We start from the raw sequence: 16,540 nt of genomic DNA, 5'->3' as shown, positions 1-16,540 counted from the left end.
CTGACCTCCGACAAGCCGGAATCATTAGTAATGTTTTAATGATTTGATAAGCAAATGCTAAGAAATGCTGTGCGGAATCGTTAAGATCCCTCCCTTATACTTCGCTAAATAGAAAACAAAGAGGGAGTAGTGAAGTCTGTGAGAGAAAAGCTGTCCGAAGTTCAGCTCGTTCGAGCCATGGCGATTCTCGGGGTTCTGTCCGTGCACTCAACATCGTTCGCAACGCTTGCCATGAAGGATTCTAATTATTATATCCTTTACAATTTCTTTAACATTTTTACGAAAATAGGAACGCCTACATTTCTGTTTTTGAGCAGCTTTGTTCTGTTCTACAATTATGCTTCGCGTCCATTGGACAAACGGCTTATCGTCAATTTCTACAAAAAAAGACTAAAGTACATTATCGTTCCGTATTGTCTATTTTCCGTGTTTTATTTCGTTTTGCTGCACGTTATTCATTACCGCGACCGTTCCCTTGAAGAAACGGTTATGAAGTTCATCATGCAGCTGGCGACGGGAAAAGCATATACGCATTTGTATTTTGTCTTTATCAGCATCCAGTTCTATCTGCTGTTTCCACTGTTCCTGTGGCTGTTCCAACGCAAGCCAATCATCGCCAAATGGAGTGTCCCGCTTGGGTTGGCCCTGCAGTGGACGTTCATCCTGCTGAACAAATACTTTCTCCAAGTGCCCAATAAGGGAAGCTGGTCGCTCTCCTACATGTCTTACTTCCTGCTGGGCGCTTGCATCGGAATCTACTATCCGAAGCTGAAAGCTTGGCTCAACGTTAGCAGGGAGAACGCGAATGCCGGCCGCATCGCATCCTGGATAGCGTTGTGGTCTATCGGATTGGCTGCCGGTCTAGGCCATGTCTATGTTTGGCATAACACCCGCCTGAACGGCATTCAGTATAATTCGCTCTTGTATGAGCTGTTATGGAATGTGCATACGTATGCTTTTGCCTTAATCGCTTTTCAAATTGCGCATATGCTGCACCGGCATGGATGGTCCTGGCTTAATCGATGGATGAAGCGGCTCGGAGAGCTCTCGTTCGGTATCTATCTTATCCATCCGTTCTTTCTGCTCGTGTACCGAATGTTTCCGCCGCACACTTCCATATCGCAGCTCCATCATCTGTGGTACGCAGGAGGCTTCCTGTTTGCGCTCGTGTGCTCTTGGATTATCGTTGCCCTGGCCGTCCAGATTCTGCCCCACTCCTGGCTCCTGTTCGGGAATATTCCCGCGCGGAAGCCGCAGCGGCCTATTACGGTCGCCGCAAGCAATCATTAACGGGACATTGAAATCAATGAGATTCAACTCATTCCGATCCCCCTTCCAGGGATTACATAACTCCGGCCTGCGGTATGGCGGTGCCGGAGTTTTTGCTGCGTCAATTATTAACAATTTCTTAACGAAAGTTGGATTTATTTCGCAAATGATAAGCTATCTTTAAGGTTTTAGGCACGGATTTATTAAGTTCTTCCTTCTACACTTGCTAATAGTGAGGGAATAGATGCTGTAAAGGAGCTTGTCCGATGTCTAAAGAGACCATATTGTTGGTAGACGACGAAAATGAAATGGTGGAGCTGATCGAGATCTATTTGAAGAACGAGGGGTACGAGCTGCTGAAAGCGAGCAGCGGATTAGCCGCATTGGAGCTGCTTCAAAGACATCCGATCGATCTCATTATTTTGGACGTCATGATGCCGCAAATGGATGGCTTTCAGACATGTAAAAAAATACGGGAGAAAAATACCACCCCCATTATTATGCTGTCTTCTAAAAGCCGGGACATCGATAAGATCGCAGGACTCAGTATCGGAGCAGACGATTATGTAACGAAGCCGTTCAATCCGCTCGTCCTAATGGCGCGGGTGAAATCCCAGCTGCGCAGGTATAATCAGTTCAATCCAATACGTCTCCCAAATGTGAACGAGATTCAAATTGACGGCTTGGCCATCAATATTGCCACCCACACCGTAACTGTGGATGGCACACCTGTGAAGCTGACGCCGCGCGAGTTCGCCATTCTGAAGCTGTTGGCGAAAAATCACGGCATCGTAATGAGCATGGAGAAAATTTATCAAGAAGTGTGGAACGAACCCTTCATGGAATCGAAGAATACCGTCATGGTTCACATTCGCAAGCTCCGTGAAAAAATCGAAGAGGACGGCCAAAACCCGAAATACATCAAGACGGTATGGGGCATCGGCTACAAGTTGGAATAAGGGATTACATAACTCCGGTCCGCCTTACCGCGGATTCGGAGTTTTTTTACTGTCGATTCATTAACAATTCCTTAACAAAAACCATATTTATTTCGCTAATAATAAGCATTCGTTAAGGAATGAGGTACAGATTCGTTAAGATCCTCCTTTTACACTCCTATATAGAAGAAACACTATAGGAGGATTCATCCATGAAGGTTCAACTTCCCCATTCATTCAAAGTTATGCTTCTATGTCTGCCGTTATTGTATCTGTTAACTGGTTGTGTGCAGAACAATACCGTCCAAGCCATCTCTGTTGTGGTGGATGGAAAAGAAATAAATGATTCCACGGCCGTTACGATGGATAGCGGACAATTGATGGCCTCGGCTTCGTTCATTAAGAACACGCTTGGCATGAGCGTAGCTGCCGCCAGTCCGGTCGCTTCCACTTCAACTGCAACCTATTATTCGGATCAGGTTGCAGTGCTCATGTATCACGATATTGTCGATAAGCCGGAAAAGCCCCACATGCTGCCCGTGCAGCAATTCGAGCACCAGATGGAGCTATTCAAGACGAACGGCTTCAACGTCATCACCATGGACGACTATGTCAACTTCATGACGAAAGGGGCAGCGATTCCGGATAACGCCATCTTGCTTACGTTCGACGATGGGTATGAGAGCTTTTATACCCACGCCTTTCCTATTTTGAAAAAATACAACTACACCGCTACAAATTTTGTCATCGTGTCCTTCATCGATAACCGCGAAGGACGCCCGAAATTGACATGGGACCAGATGCGGGAAATGAAAAAAGAAGGCATGAGCTTCTACAGCCATACGTACAATTCCCATAAATACGGTCCCATCGACGCTGGGGGGAAAACGAAGCCAATGCTGACCCGTCATCTTTATTTGAAAGATAAACAGCGGGTGGAGAACGATGAAGAGTACATTGGGCGCATTACGGGCGATTTAGCGACAGCTGAGAAGCGATTGCACCAAGAGCTTGGCAACACGCAGGGCATCATCGCCTTTCCTTACGGGGCTTTCAATAAGGATGTGATCGGGGTCATGAATTCGCTTAAGATCGAGCTCTCCTTCACGATCAAGAAAGGGATGACGACGCGAAAAGACAAAAATGCATTCCGGTTCGACGCAGGGAACAGCAAGCAATCGCCGGAGGACTTAATTAAGCTGCTTAAAGAACAAGGAAACGGGAAAGACGTCGGCAAGAACCCGAACGTTCCCCTGAACGTTACGGTCGACGGCAAGGAAGTCCGCTTTACGAAGAAGCTTCCGAGTATGAAAGGGAACGAAGTCATGATTCCATTGCGTGAGTTCTGCAATTTATACGATATTCGAATTGACTGGAACAACAAGAAAAAAAAGGTTACTCTTTCGACTTCACCAGCTCCGAATGCCTAAGCCTATCGAAGAAGACGCAGCCATCCAAGGCTGCGTCTTTTTTTTGCGAAAAAATAAATGGAGAACAGGAGCCTCGAAGCATTTCGAAGCATCACCGTTCTCCATATCAGACCCTAATCGCTATACCTTAAAGCGCGACACATGCGCCTGCAGATCTTCCGCCATCTTGGCCAGCGCCGTGGACGAGGAACTGACCTCCTCCATCGCGGCAAGCTGTTCTTCGGTTGCAGCGGACACATTCTGCGTGCCTTCCGCGGATTGCTCAGCGACCGCCGTAATTTGCTGTACCCGGTTGACCGCTTGGTCGGTATCCTGGGACATTTGATGCGCATAGACACTTACGTTCTGAATCTGTTCTGCGACCTGTCGGATCGCCTGCAGAATCTGTTCGAAGTAGTCGCCAGCTTGTTGGACTACGTCGATGCCGACTGTCACTTCCTTCGTTCCCTGCTCCATCGATTGTACGGCTTGATTCGTCTCCGATTGAATCGCATCAATTAAGGTTGCAATTTGCTGCGCATACTGTGCCGTCTGCTCAGACAGATTCTTCACTTCGCCGGCAACGACAGAGAATCCGCGGCCTTGTTCGCCAGCGCGTGCCGCTTCGATCGACGCATTGAGCGCGAGCAGGTTGGTCTGCGAGGCAACGCCGTGAATGACCTGTGCGATGCTGTCGATCTCCGCGGACCGCTGCCCGAGGCGCTTCACGATCTCCGCAAGCTGCAGCACTGTATCATGGATGGCGCCCATCTGCTTCGTCATCGATTCCATCGATTGATGGCCTTCTTGCGCGCTGTCGGAGGCATTCCCCGCTGAATCAGCCACCTGACGGGCATTCAAGGCAATTTGTTGCACGCCAACCGACACATCATGAATGGATTGCACGCTATTTTCTACATTGCGTACTTGTTTCTCCGTGCCATCCGCTACTTCCTGAATCGTAACGGCAATATGCTCGGTCGCCTTGCTCGTATGCTCCGCATTGGCGGAGAGCTCTTCAGCGGACACTGCCACCTGCTGCGCCGTGGCGTTAATATCCACAATAAAGCTGCGTAATTGCCCCACCATCGTGTTGACCGCCTGTGACAACATCCCCACCTCATCCTTGGTACGGACAGATAGCGGTTCAACGGTCAATTCGCCAATCGACACCTGCTCCGCTACAACAGCCACTTTAGCAATAGGTCTTGTAATACTGCGGGATAGGATGATTGCGATGAACATGACCAAGATAGTGACGAAGAGCATGATGACCGTAACATTGGTCTTCATCGAAGATACAGCCGAGGTAATGGACGTTTCCGGTATATGCAAATAAAGGCCGTACCCAGTAGCCTGAATCGGGGAATAGGCTACCACGTAGGATTCACCGTTATCTGTATAATGGTAAGAAGATGCCTCATTCTCCTGCTTCAGCAAAATGCCGCCCAAATCCGAAGCAAGCTCAAGTTCGCTCACTTTTTTTCCGAGCCATTCCTTGTTCGGATGCAGCTGAATCTGCCCCAAATTGTCGACTATGATCGGATAGACCGCTCCGTTATCGATGTACAGATCCTGCAGAAAGCGATCGGCGAACGCCTCGAAGTTAATAAGACCGGTCAGCACTCCGATGACGTTCTCTTGCTTCCCTTTGACCGGCGATGCGACGATAATGGAGCGCTTGCCTGTCGTCTTCGCCAATATAACGTCGGTATAGCTTGATTTGCCTTTCAATCCGTTCTGGAAAAATGGACGCTCAGACAAGTCGATGCCGACACTGTCTGGGAACGTATCCGCAATTACGATGCCGTTTGAACCGATATATGTATTGCCGTCAAACACGTTCGCGCTCTTCGTAAATTGTTGGATAAACTCAGCCTTCGCCGCTTGGTCAGTTGAACGAATGTCTGTAGTGAGGGACAAAATGTCCATTTGCGACATGCGCTCCGTTAACCATTGATTCATAATAAGCGACGTACTTGTAACTAATTTCACGTATGATTCTGTTTGTTTGTCTACCAACTGCTTCGAACTGAACTGATATAAATACAGGGATGTAAGCAGCAGCGGAATTAATGCGACGATGAGAAACCACGCCGCCAGCTTATTTCCCAGCTTCCCAGTAAACCGTGATAACAACCCGTTTCTAGCCATCGCTTTGTTGAGAAACGGTTCCAACTTTCCCATCGGTTTCATCTCCATTTCCTACCTCTAGCGCCGTCATTGCGTTGCGACGGCAGCAGACTGCCGGTACTTGCCCGGCAGTCTTCCGTCTCACACATCCATTTAATTAATAGCCTAGCGCCGCTCCTTCGCCCCGCGGATCGGCACCGCCGAATTTGACGTTGGTGTCCGGATTAATCAGAATGACACCCGATTGGCCAACCGTATCCGTGTATTCGGCAATCGGCTGCACCGGATGGCCGCGCTTCACGAGTTCATCCCGTACCGCCTGCGGAACGCGTCCTTCCATCTTCAGATCGTTCGACGAGGATCCCCAGTTGCGTCCATGCAGCCATCTCGGCGCTTCGATCGCATCCTGCACTGTAAATCCGAAGTCGACAATTCGCGTAATAAGCGCCGTCTGTGTCTGCGGTTGCCCTTCGCCGCCCTGCGTGCCGTACAGCACATATGGCTTATTTCCTTTTAAGAGCATCGCCGGATTCAACGTATGGAACGTGCGCTTTTTCGGTTCCAGCTTGTTAATATGGTTCGGGTCCAAGGAGAAGAAGCTGCCCCGATTTTGCAAAATAACGCCGGTGTCCTTAGCGACGACGCCTGCACCATAGTCAAAGTAATGGCTCTGAATCAAAGATACGGCGTTGCCGTCCTTATCCACGAAGCCAAGCCATACCGTATCCCCTTTTGGATCGAGCGGCTTGACGGATTCTGCCGCTTTCTTCATATCAATGCGGGCAGCCATGTCTTGGCCATGCTGCTTAGACAACAGCTGGTCAAGCGGAATATCAACGAAATCAGGGTCAGTCAGCCACTTGTCCCGATCGGCAAATGCCTGCTTGGTAGCCTCCACGATAACATGGTAATAATCGGCCGTGCCTTCACCCATACTCTTCACATCAAAGTTGTTCAAAATGTTGAGAATGGACAATGACGCCATGCCCTGCGAGTTCGGCGGAACGTTGTACGCTGTATATCCGCGGTAATCGACAGAAATCGGCTTCACCCAATCCGCTTTGTGCTCGGCAAAATCCTTATTCGTCAGCACTCCGCCATTTTCCTGAATGTCCTTGACGATTTTATCGGCGATTTCACCTTTATAGAAGGCGTCTGCCCCTTTGTTCGCAATTGTCTGCAATGTCTTGGCCAAGTCCTTCTGCACCATGACTTCACCTGGTTTATAAGCTTCCCCGTTCGGCTTCAGGAAGGTGTCACGGAAGCTTTCGAAGCGCTGCAGGTTTTTCAATTCCTTGTCGCTTGTATCTAGATTCAGCTTCGTCCAGTACTCCTGATTCGGAGTTACCGGGTAGCCATTTTCCGCATATCCAATGGCCCGTTCCAGCACTTTGTCCCATGGCAAATGGCGGTCCATCGACTTTTTAGCATATTCATAAGCTTCTCCCCAGCCAGATACCGCCCCCGGCACAGTGTTGGCCGCAAGATATCCGCGCGATGGGATTTTGTCATACCCTTTATTTTTATAAAAATCGATGGTGACGTTCTCTCCCGATCGCCCGCTCGCGTTCAGCGCCTTGACTTCTTTCGTCTTGGCGTTGTAGATCAGCCAGAAGCTGTCTCCGCCAATGCTCGTATAGTGCGGATAGACGACGGCGAGCGTGGATGCGGCCGCAATGGCGGCTTCCACGGCGTTGCCCCCATCCTCAAGCGCTTGCAGAGCCGCCGCGGATGCCAAATAGTGAGGCGTAGTTACCATTCCGTTCTGAGCCATCGTCGTCGGACGGTTGGCTGCACCGGCTGCTGAGAAGGAAGTCACAAAAAGCAGACAAGACATTAGCAACATAGACCACTTTTTAAAAGTAAACCGCATGATTACGTCATTCTCCTTCCATCGTGTGCATATTGTAGAATCAAGAAAATAAAAAAAGGCGCCCCCATTGTCACCTTCTTCATCATAAGAATCAGGATGGCAGGCAACAGGCTGGCATCATCTGCCGGAAGGAAGACATTAGCCCCTGTAGCTTTGCGGCACATTCTCTCGAACGGTGTGCCTTTTTCTGTTATTACATGATTATTTATTCATATATTCATATACATAATTGAAAATTATCCTCTTCTCGAAACCTATCACTCAGAAGCGGCCGCTCCTTCACTATCATTTATCGGTTATTGCAGTGAAATTATGTATATTGCATGTCTCACATTTCCAAGATTGTCATATATCACGAGTTGTGATCAGTAACGAAATGTTCCGTTCGTGCAGTGGCATCACACTTCGGTGATTCGCTTCAACCGCCCCTTTGCTTCATTCTCCCCTTCCATCAGAAGGAGGCGGCTCCCTTTGTGCGTTCGGTTCACTCTCCTCATTGGCTTACGTCATGCCGTTCGCGCAAGATATGACCGTCTGTCTTTTCCGTAACATATCCCTCCTGTGGTCATGTCATTTGTGTATGATATTACGTGTACCTTTTCCTCGACGTTATCACTCCTGATTATATGGGAGAGTGCACATAAGGGCAGGGTAAGGACAGGGCTCATAAGCCTTCTCACCGAGTACCGCTTCACAGTACTGCCTCGAGCCTTTTGCAAGAGCCCCAAAGCCCAATCGAGCACAATAAATCAATATGTCCAAGTCGTGCACAACAACACTAATTCCTTGCAATACACTCAGTCGTGCACAACATATCTGCAATACGTCGAATCACGTGCATTTCACGAATGCAACGGAACCATAGGGGTTCAGACTCGCTCCAGCTGCACCACAACGAGCGCTTCGGGACCGCGCGCGTTGCCAAGCTTTGGGCAGTGTAGCAGCTGAGCGCTGCTTATCGGTGACCAAGCGTATTGAAGCAGCACTGCCATTGGAAAACATCCAATGGAAATTCACATGTTAAGCGGAAATGGTGCAATCCACTGGAAAACCTCCGCTCAAATCAATCCTAGTCCGGTGAAGCAGCCGAATATAAGGTCATTTGACTGTACAGTATCCAATGGAAGTTTCCTTTCTCCACACAACCTCATCAATCTATTGGACGAAATCCAACAGACAGGAGCGCAGCAGCTCAAAACGCACAAAAGCAAGAAGGATTAATCTACATATGAGCATCCGATGTTATCCCTCCTAGATACAACAGAAGCCGAAGAAGAAGAAGACATCACAGTCACGATTAAAAAGGAAGAAAAACTGTCATCTGAATGAAGGGGAAAGTGAGACGATACAAAAAAGAGGCCTTGCGGGCCCCTTACTCCATTTTATGTATTCATTCTGCGGTCAAATGTCGCGAGCATATCTGTGGCAATGCGATGGACAAGCTTCACGTCGTCCGGTTCCCTGCCCTTAAGCAGCTTCACATGCAGCTCAAGTGTGCCGGCGATACCGAGACGTTCGGCGTCTACGTTGGCTGTATCGAACGCGAAGAAATCCTCAATACTTACGTCAAGCGCCCGAATCATCCGCTCTAGCGAATTCAACGAAATATTAATGCTGCCGCGCTCGGCACCTCCGATGTACGAAGCCTTCATTTCACATTTGTCTCCGAGCTCCGCTTGGGTATATCCTTTGAACTTGCGCAGCTGTCGAATCCGATCTCCTAAAAATATTTTCAAGTCCGCCATTCCGTTCACCTCATCTTAAGCATATAAGAAAGCTATCGCGATCAAAATACCATTATGAATGCCATTATTGTTTTTATTATATATAAATGTTATTATGTCAATATAGAAGTAATATATGTCTTCGAGGTATTCATACCCTCGATGGTATCCTTCCTGACTGTATGGGAGAGTACACATAAGGTCGTGACACGGAAGCCTTATCACCGAGCGCTAAACTTGGCCCCTCCCGTGACTGGACTCTCACCGGCAAGGAGATGCGTGCTTCTGGGCACGCCAATCCAAAAAAAAGAGGCTTTGCAGGCCCCTTCAATTATGTATTCATTCTGCGGTCAAACGTCTCTAACATATCTTTGGCAATGCGATGGACAAGCTTCACGTCGTCTGGCTCCCTGCCCTTAAGCAGCTTCACATGCAGCTCAAGTGTGCCGGCGATACCGAGACGTTCGGCGTTTACGTTGGCTGTATCGAACTGGAAGAATTCCTCAATGTTTACGTCAAGCGCCCGAATTATCCGTTCTAGCGAATCCAGTGAAATATTAATGCTGCCGCGCTCGGCACCTCCGATGTATGATGCTTTCATTCCGCATTTGTCCCCGAGATCCGCTTGGGTATATCCTTTCAGCTTGCGCAGCTGTCGAATCCGATCTCCTAAAAATATTTTCAAGTCCGCCATTCCGTTCACCTCATCCTAAGCATATAAGAAAGCTATCGCGATCAAAACACCATTATGAATGCTATTGTTGTTTTTAATATATATAAATGTTATTATGTCGTTATAGAAGTAATATATGTCTTCGAGGTGATCGTGTGATACCTAGAATCCACAACGTTCAGGACGTCGTGTTGTGTAATGAACGGGATGAACACCTATGGTACCAATTTAAGGCGATGTACATGCTTGGGAATGAACAAATCGTTGTGCTTCATAAAGGGGACTTCAACTACGGATTCGAAATTATGGAACAAGACAAGAGCAGTTATCTTCAACAGCTGTCATATCATCGAATCAGCATATTAAAAATGAAGTATCCCACCGTGTTTCACGACCTCCAAGAATCGACCATCACACACACGGCTCCGCTAAGGCTGATTGCCTTTACGTACAACGAATTCAAGACAAAGAGCAATTATCGCATATGCATTTCATTCGCATCGGACGAGCACCCGCTCGATGCGTACTCCTTTTTCCTGCAAACGGGTGCGGATTATGTGCATTTCCTGAAAGAACCTAAGCCTCCAGATGAACAAAATGACGACTAACCGACGCACCAAGATATAGACCCGCCCTTTCCTAAGGTGTGCGGTCTATTTCATTTGTTCTGCTATGCTGTGCATCAATTATACAACCGCAAGAGAAGAAAAATAGATTTATCGTCTTGTCTCACCCACATGGCTCATACAATGATCTTGTACACATGCGCCTTCATTTATTTCAAAGGAGGGATATTCATGTCTTGTACACAGCCTGACAAACAAAAAGTCGAATTAAGCGCCGTACCGGTACCATCAGATATTTCAGGAGCGCAAGGAAGTGGCAGAAGACGGTTGTTTATTAGCGATAATCCCGAATCGATTAATGACAGCGTGCCGTTCGTCAACCATATGGCCACGGTATGGCATGATACGGTAAAGGATAGCAACAGCGTATCGTACCGCGTGTTTCTGTGGCATTATAATCGGTTGGACATTCCCGTGCGGGCAGCGGTCACGGTCAGCAATGATGGCGTTGCAGATAGTGCTAACCTGATTCAAATTTCCAAATTAAGTGTACAGGAAGTGTTGCATACAGAAAATTTTCTTGCGGCAGGATTGTGCATGGCCAAAGCCCTCATCGGCGGGACATGGAATATTCGCCCTCCCGTGGACAAGTCAGTTCAAGGCGGAGACATTGGCATCGTATACGAAATGCAGATGAATCCCAATACATTAAGCGGTGCTGTTGTGGAGTTTACAGTGAAACAGAAGAAGAAAAGGAAGAGAGCGTTGCAGTTTATGGTACGTTCGGTATTGGCCAACCATGATTGTGCAGAGCTCAGAACGCACCGGGAGCCGCCTGTAACGCCGAATTCTCCCCACCCGCGAGGCTCTTGGGATTTTGCGGATATTCGGGGCAACTCGATTTCCTTTGATGTAAGGCAAGGGGAGCAGAGCGTGAGCATCATGGGCAAAGGGAATGACTTTCTGTACAAAGCAGCCTTAAGCTATGACCCGGAACACGCCTTTGATAATAAAGGACAATACGGCGCCAAATATAAAGTATCGGTCCGTCTTATCAACCGCACGCATAAAGCGAAGCAAGTGGCTGTTTATCTTAATCCGCGCGGCGGAGCCTTTGCAGGGGCCGTCAAAATAAAGGGCGTCACGTACGGGGTGCCGATCGTCAAAGCGCCGAATGAAGCTTGTGAACTCATGAATGTAACGGTAAGAGCTCATAGTGTACTCAATATCCCACTAGAGATTGCCATTGCCGGCGCGGCCTCCTCGCCAATCGCTATCTTGTGCAGAACCTTGAACTAGGAGGCAGTGCAGGGCTAGCGGCAGGGGGGGGGAGGGGTGATAGGAGCTGGGAGGCGCTAGTTAGGCGCTGGGAGGGGCTGGCAGGTTCTGCTGGGTAGTGCTGGGGCAGCGGTCCTTGCGACTGAATCCAATCAAGGAATCCAGCAGTTTTTATGGCTCTTAACGAGTACTTACTATTAGCACGCTGTCTCTGCTCATTTGTACAGTAATACCTTTGCACATTTAACTTACTATGCTCACATCCATTGGATTTCGTACAGTAGATTGTTGAAGATGAGCGCCGAGAGGGTGCTTCCATTGGAAATGGTACAGTCAAATGGCCTCAAGTACGGCTGTATCACAGATATAGGGGGGATTTGATTGGAGATTTTCCAGTAGAATGAACCATTGCCACTTTAAATGGGAACTTCTATTGGATCTTTTCCAATGAACGAGCCGATTCTCAGCGCATGCCATGCTACGCCCGGCTATCCGTTCAAAGTGCGCGCAGGCCTTCCATAGCGCAAATGATATGCGGCTCAAGCGGCGCGGCTAGCGCGGGTTGCCAATGCCGCAATAGCGCACGGCGGCCTTGCGCACAGCGCGTGCCAATAAGACGCGCCACATAACGGTGATAGACCGCATCCCATAGCGGAATGCGGTCTATCTGGTTCAGAGCGGGCGCAGCGAACACGCTGCCCGCATGCTACCCGCCTTTGACCGTAGCCAAAGGCTTGCATCTCGCCACTACGCCGGCAAGTCCAGCCCCGACGACGCTCTCTATAATTTGCTCCACATCCTTGTAGGCTTGCGGCGATTCGTCGATAATCGATTCGAGCGTGCGCTGGTTCACTACCACCTCGTCCTCCGTGCCAACCCGCAGCGAAGCCGCGAACTCGTCGACCGTCACCAGCTGCTTCGTGGCGCTGCGAGACCGGACGCGCCCCGCCCCATGACAGATGGAATAATAGTTCGCCGCCCCCGCCTCACGGCCAACCATGAGATAGGACGCGCTGCCCATCGAGCCCGGGATGAGCGCCGGATGTCCAGTTGCCGCATACGGCTTCGGATTGTCCGGGTGCTGCGGCGGCAACGCGCGGGTCGCCCCCTTGCGGTGTACGAACATGCGGCGTCCGTCATGGCTTTCTTCCCACGCATAGTTGTGCATTAAATCGTACAGCGTGCTCATCTCCACCTTCGTGCCGAACACGTCGCGGAACGCCTCTCGGATGCCATAAGCCATCAGATGCCGATTCACCACGGCATAGTTGAGCGCTGAATACATCAGATGAACATAGCGCTCTGCCACGGGTTCGGCAAGCGGCGCGAACACGAGCTTCGGATCGGCCGTGCCGCTGCCGATCGAGCGCATCCACTGCGCCATTTCTTTGCTGCAGAGTTGACTGACGGCGCCACCCCAAGCGCGAGAGCCGGAATGGATCATGACGATGACTTGGCCATCGAACAATCCCCAAGCTTCCGCGACCTCCCGGTTCGACTCGTCGATTTCCACGGCTTGGATTTCCGCAAAGTGGTTGCCGCTGCCAAGAGTTCCGAGCTGACGGTGGGAGCGGTGCCACGCCGCTGCCGGCATCGCGTCCAGCACGTCCTCGTCGAACGCGAACTTGCTGTGCTCCACATGAGTTAAGGACGTCGCCTTCTTCGGCGTATAGGCATCTGGCACATATTTCTTCGGCAAGCCATGGAGCCCTTTCACCAACACATGCTCCAAGCGGATGTCAGAGAAATGACCACGCGCATGGGAATCGATGGGGATCATCTTTTCTATCGCCTTAACGAGCTTGCGCCGCAGCTTCACATCCTGCAATGCGTCGCGGTGCAAATTCGTGAGATGGACCCGCATGCCGCAACCGATATCGCTCCCGACGATGGAGGGAGATACGTAACCGTCGCTTGCGTTCCAGACCGCCGTTGTGCCGATGCACGTGCCGACACCGACATGAACGTCCGGGGTATAGCTCATATAGACCCGGTTCGGAATTTGCAAATTGTTGTTGGCCATTTCAAATACTTTGGCTCCCAAATCATGGTAGAGGGCATTATTGGCATAGACGTGCAGCGTCCCGGCAGGCAGCTCCATTGTGCGATAATAGCACTCCTGCTCCTGCTCATTATATAAAGAATCATTTGTATACATATATTTTTAAGTTCCTTTCCAATTTCCGTTCTGCTCTGTTCCAAAAAACAAAAAAAAGACCGCAGACTCTCGTCCTGCGGCCATCCGAACATACAAAAAAGCCACAGACTTCATCGTCCATGGCCAAGCAACCGATATTAGCCTCCCCCGAGGGGGATCGCTCGATTATCTTGTTCTCACTCCGTAGAGGCCGACGAGAGACCGTTCACTATCATTATGCAGTTGCACCGTCACATATTGATTCCATGTCATCTTCATCAACCTCCTTTTTCCAAAATGTATACTCATCATAAAATGGTAAACCCGTAAATGTCAACCCTTATTTTAGCAGAAAAGAAAAGATGCAGCGCTAGGAGTAAGAAGAACTCGCCTCCCCTCGCCGGCCTCCAGCCCCTTCTGCTGAGATTGTCTTCCTGCGCTTCGCCCCGATGAACAAGCTTGCGAATGGCGAGTGCTGCAGCCATCTGGTGATAAAAAGCGATGCCGCTGCGACCACCACGAACGTCAATACGGTTGCGATTAGGTGAAAGCCTTCCAGCGACAACTGGCGGGTAAATCGGGACACCAGCGCCAGCACGAGCGCATGCACCAAATATCCGCCGAACGAATACGTTCCGGCCATCCGCAAGAACCGCTGCATCAATCCGCCGCGCTTTTGGATTTGCAGCGCAATCGCGTAAATGAGCAGCATCTGCACTACGATGAGTACGAAGACAGTCGGCTTCAAATACGTCGAGATATTCAAGTTAATTGGCGTGATCCCTGCGGACAGCAGATCATAACCGATGAAGATGTAGCACGCGATAAAAATAAATAAGTTCCAAGAAGCAGCCTGCTGCACCCACTGCCGCCACCGCTGCAGATGAAGCGCGCATACAATGCCAAGCGCAATGTAGAAAAAGTAAAATATGACGATCATCGTCCGGTGTCCAGCAAGCACTTGTCCGATTCCTCCGACAGATCCCGCCCACCCCGCGGCCTTATAATATGACCAATACATGAGACCTGCATAAGCCGCTCCGAGCCCGAGCAGTATCCCCGTCACATGGCGTACGGATATCACTCCGAACCAAGTGAATAGCCGCTTCCGCACAGCCTGCACGAACCGTGCCAGCCACGGGTAGAGGAGGTACAGCTGAAAGATCATCGGAATGAACCATAACTGATATCCGTAAGTCGGCGTGAGAAACTGCTGGCTCAGCAGCACCCAGCCTTCCTTCGTCAGCAGTAGCCCTTGCAGCGAGAATACGCCGTATATCAAGGTCCACAGCGCGAAAGGCACGAGCACGGACTGTGCGCGCCGCTTGATGAACCGACCGTAAGCAAGAGAAGCATCGTAATTATAGAACAAGATGACGGTCGACAAGAAGACGAAAGTCAACGTTCCGTATCGCGTAAAGTGATACAGCATCCCCAACATGACAGCATCCGCAGGCAAAATATCCGCACGATAGATGTACTCTCCAATGCTATGCTGCAGTACAATAGCAAAAAAGGCGAGCGCCCGCATAATCGTAATTTCTTCAATTCGTTCTTTCTCACCTGATTGGATAGGTGGTTTTGTGGTCATTGCCCCAATCCTCTCGTTTTCATAGTTGAAGGTAAGGAACCATTATAAACCATTAACCTGAAAAAGAGATGAAAAAGAACTGTAAATATTTACAAATATATTAGAGGTTTGAATTCAATTCCCGCAACCGCGCCTTAACCGCCCGCTTGCGGTACATATTCTGTGCCGTTTCGGCCATATCGTGAATCATGGAGCGGTTCATGAAGGAGCCGAGCACCATGCCGAGCACGGGAATCGACTGAAACAGCTTCTTCCACCCGAAGCTATCGGTGAACGAGGCCATCGTCTCCCGCCAGCCCTGCACTTCGGAGATAGCATCCCGAGCCCGGTCCGGATTATCATAATCGGCCAAGTCCTTCAATATGGCCCGCTTGCCGACGACGTCCGACGTAGCCAACTGCATGCACTTGACGATAAAGACGCGCTCCCGCACATCGTTCGGATTGTAGCCGTAGCAAATTGCCGTCTCCTGCAGCACCTTCAGCGCCAACCCGAGCACAGCGGGAATATCGATAGCGAGCGTAAATATGCCGCCGAACCCGGTCGTCGCCCCTTGAGCGAACGCCATCGTCTTGTTCGCCTCACGCACCTGTTCCGCCACGCGATCGCACACGGCGAGCGGCATGGCCTCCACAAGCGCGATGTCTGGCTCCGCATACTGACCCGCCGTTGCCGGATCAGCTTCTTGCCAATTCGCATGCAGCTTCTTGAGCACACTCTTCTCCTGCACCAAGTAATTGCCGCCGGTATGCAAATAGCTGCCCAATTCATCCAGCAGCTCGGCAATCTTCTGCTGCAGCCCTTTCGGCGTAAATCGATCCAGCAGCGTGAACGGCATCCGCCCGATTTTTTCCAAAATCGATAAATCGCGCTGTTCCTGTTCCCACGTTTCTATTTCTTTCAACGCTTGCTTCAGCTCTGAACGTTGTTCCTGTATCATCCTTCGCTC

At 49.8% G+C, this 16,540-nt stretch carries 14 protein-coding genes and 1 riboswitch; of the genes, 5 read left to right on the top strand and 9 right to left on the bottom strand.

The window, feature by feature from the left end; all coding sequences use genetic code 11:
• Positions 1-129 precede the first annotated feature (129 nt).
• The 3 genes from A372_RS0118240 to A372_RS0118230 all read left to right on the top strand — a co-directional run bounded on the left by A372_RS0118240 (position 130) and on the right by A372_RS0118230 (position 3,637).
• Positions 130-1,290 (top strand): acyltransferase, encoded by a 1,161-nt coding sequence (locus A372_RS0118240; RefSeq protein ID WP_019422325.1) that lies wholly within the window; start codon positions 130-132, stop codon positions 1,288-1,290.
• Between the two features lie 245 nt (positions 1,291-1,535).
• Entirely contained in the window at positions 1,536-2,228 is a 693-nt protein-coding gene (locus A372_RS0118235) for a response regulator transcription factor (protein WP_019422324.1), read from the top strand.
• Between the two features lie 191 nt (positions 2,229-2,419).
• The gene (locus A372_RS0118230; protein WP_019422323.1) at positions 2,420-3,637 is read left to right on the top strand and encodes a polysaccharide deacetylase family protein; all 1,218 of its coding nucleotides are present in this window, start codon (positions 2,420-2,422) and stop codon (positions 3,635-3,637) included.
• A gap of 120 nt (positions 3,638-3,757) precedes the next feature.
• Here A372_RS0118230 and A372_RS0118225 read toward each other — a convergent pair whose 3' ends face one another.
• The 5 genes from A372_RS0118225 to A372_RS0118200 form a co-directional block, all read right to left on the bottom strand.
• On the bottom strand, positions 3,758-5,803 hold the full coding sequence (locus A372_RS0118225) for a methyl-accepting chemotaxis protein (RefSeq protein ID WP_237728561.1): 2,046 nt from the start codon (positions 5,801-5,803) through the stop codon (positions 3,758-3,760).
• Positions 5,804-5,906: 103 nt separating this feature from the next.
• A complete protein-coding gene (gene ggt, locus A372_RS0118220; RefSeq protein ID WP_019422321.1) occupies positions 5,907-7,622 on the bottom strand; it encodes a gamma-glutamyltransferase in 1,716 nt (571 codons plus the stop codon).
• A 99-nt stretch (positions 7,623-7,721) separates the two neighbouring features.
• Positions 7,722-7,814: riboswitch (cyclic di-GMP riboswitch) on the bottom strand.
• 677 nt (positions 7,815-8,491) lie between these two features.
• Positions 8,492-8,614 (bottom strand): hypothetical protein, encoded by a 123-nt coding sequence (locus A372_RS39095; RefSeq protein ID WP_019422319.1) that lies wholly within the window; start codon positions 8,612-8,614, stop codon positions 8,492-8,494.
• Between the two features lie 390 nt (positions 8,615-9,004).
• Positions 9,005-9,367, bottom strand: a complete 363-nt coding sequence (locus A372_RS0118205) for a helix-turn-helix domain-containing protein (protein ID WP_019422317.1) — start codon at positions 9,365-9,367, stop codon at positions 9,005-9,007.
• Positions 9,368-9,677: 310 nt separating this feature from the next.
• The gene (locus A372_RS0118200; protein WP_019422316.1) at positions 9,678-10,040 is read right to left on the bottom strand and encodes a helix-turn-helix domain-containing protein; all 363 of its coding nucleotides are present in this window, start codon (positions 10,038-10,040) and stop codon (positions 9,678-9,680) included.
• 134 nt (positions 10,041-10,174) lie between these two features.
• Here A372_RS0118200 and A372_RS0118195 point away from each other — a divergent pair, with 134 nt between their 5' ends.
• Both A372_RS0118195 and A372_RS0118190 read left to right on the top strand, forming a co-directional pair.
• Positions 10,175-10,627: a hypothetical protein gene (locus A372_RS0118195; protein WP_036704622.1), complete on the top strand. Its 453-nt coding sequence runs from the start codon at positions 10,175-10,177 to the stop codon at positions 10,625-10,627.
• A gap of 189 nt (positions 10,628-10,816) precedes the next feature.
• The gene (locus tag A372_RS0118190; protein ID WP_019422314.1) at positions 10,817-11,884 is read left to right on the top strand and encodes a hypothetical protein; all 1,068 of its coding nucleotides are present in this window, start codon (positions 10,817-10,819) and stop codon (positions 11,882-11,884) included.
• A gap of 475 nt (positions 11,885-12,359) precedes the next feature.
• Here the strand turns inward: A372_RS0118190 and A372_RS0118185 are convergent, their stop codons facing one another.
• The 4 genes from A372_RS0118185 to A372_RS0118170 form a co-directional block, all read right to left on the bottom strand.
• Positions 12,360-12,557, bottom strand: coding sequence for a hypothetical protein (locus A372_RS0118185; protein ID WP_019422313.1), 198 nt, complete (start codon positions 12,555-12,557; stop codon positions 12,360-12,362).
• A 12-nt stretch (positions 12,558-12,569) separates the two neighbouring features.
• Positions 12,570-14,021 carry an RtcB family protein gene (locus A372_RS0118180; protein ID WP_019422312.1) on the bottom strand — a complete coding sequence of 484 codons (1,452 nt, stop codon included), beginning with the start codon at positions 14,019-14,021 and terminating at the stop codon, positions 12,570-12,572.
• Between the two features lie 349 nt (positions 14,022-14,370).
• Entirely contained in the window at positions 14,371-15,591 is a 1,221-nt protein-coding gene (locus A372_RS0118175; protein WP_019422311.1) for an acyltransferase, read from the bottom strand.
• 100 nt (positions 15,592-15,691) lie between these two features.
• Positions 15,692-16,531, bottom strand: coding sequence for an EcsC family protein (locus A372_RS0118170; protein WP_019422310.1), 840 nt, complete (start codon positions 16,529-16,531; stop codon positions 15,692-15,694).
• Positions 16,532-16,540 lie beyond the last annotated feature (9 nt).

The sequence above is a fragment of the Paenibacillus sp. OSY-SE genome (genome assembly GCF_000283315.1).
Classification (GTDB): Bacteria; Bacillota; Bacilli; order Paenibacillales; family Paenibacillaceae; genus Paenibacillus_B; species Paenibacillus_B profundus.
Note: the sequence above shows the minus strand (reverse complement) of the source record. Positions and strands in the feature narration are given on the sequence as shown.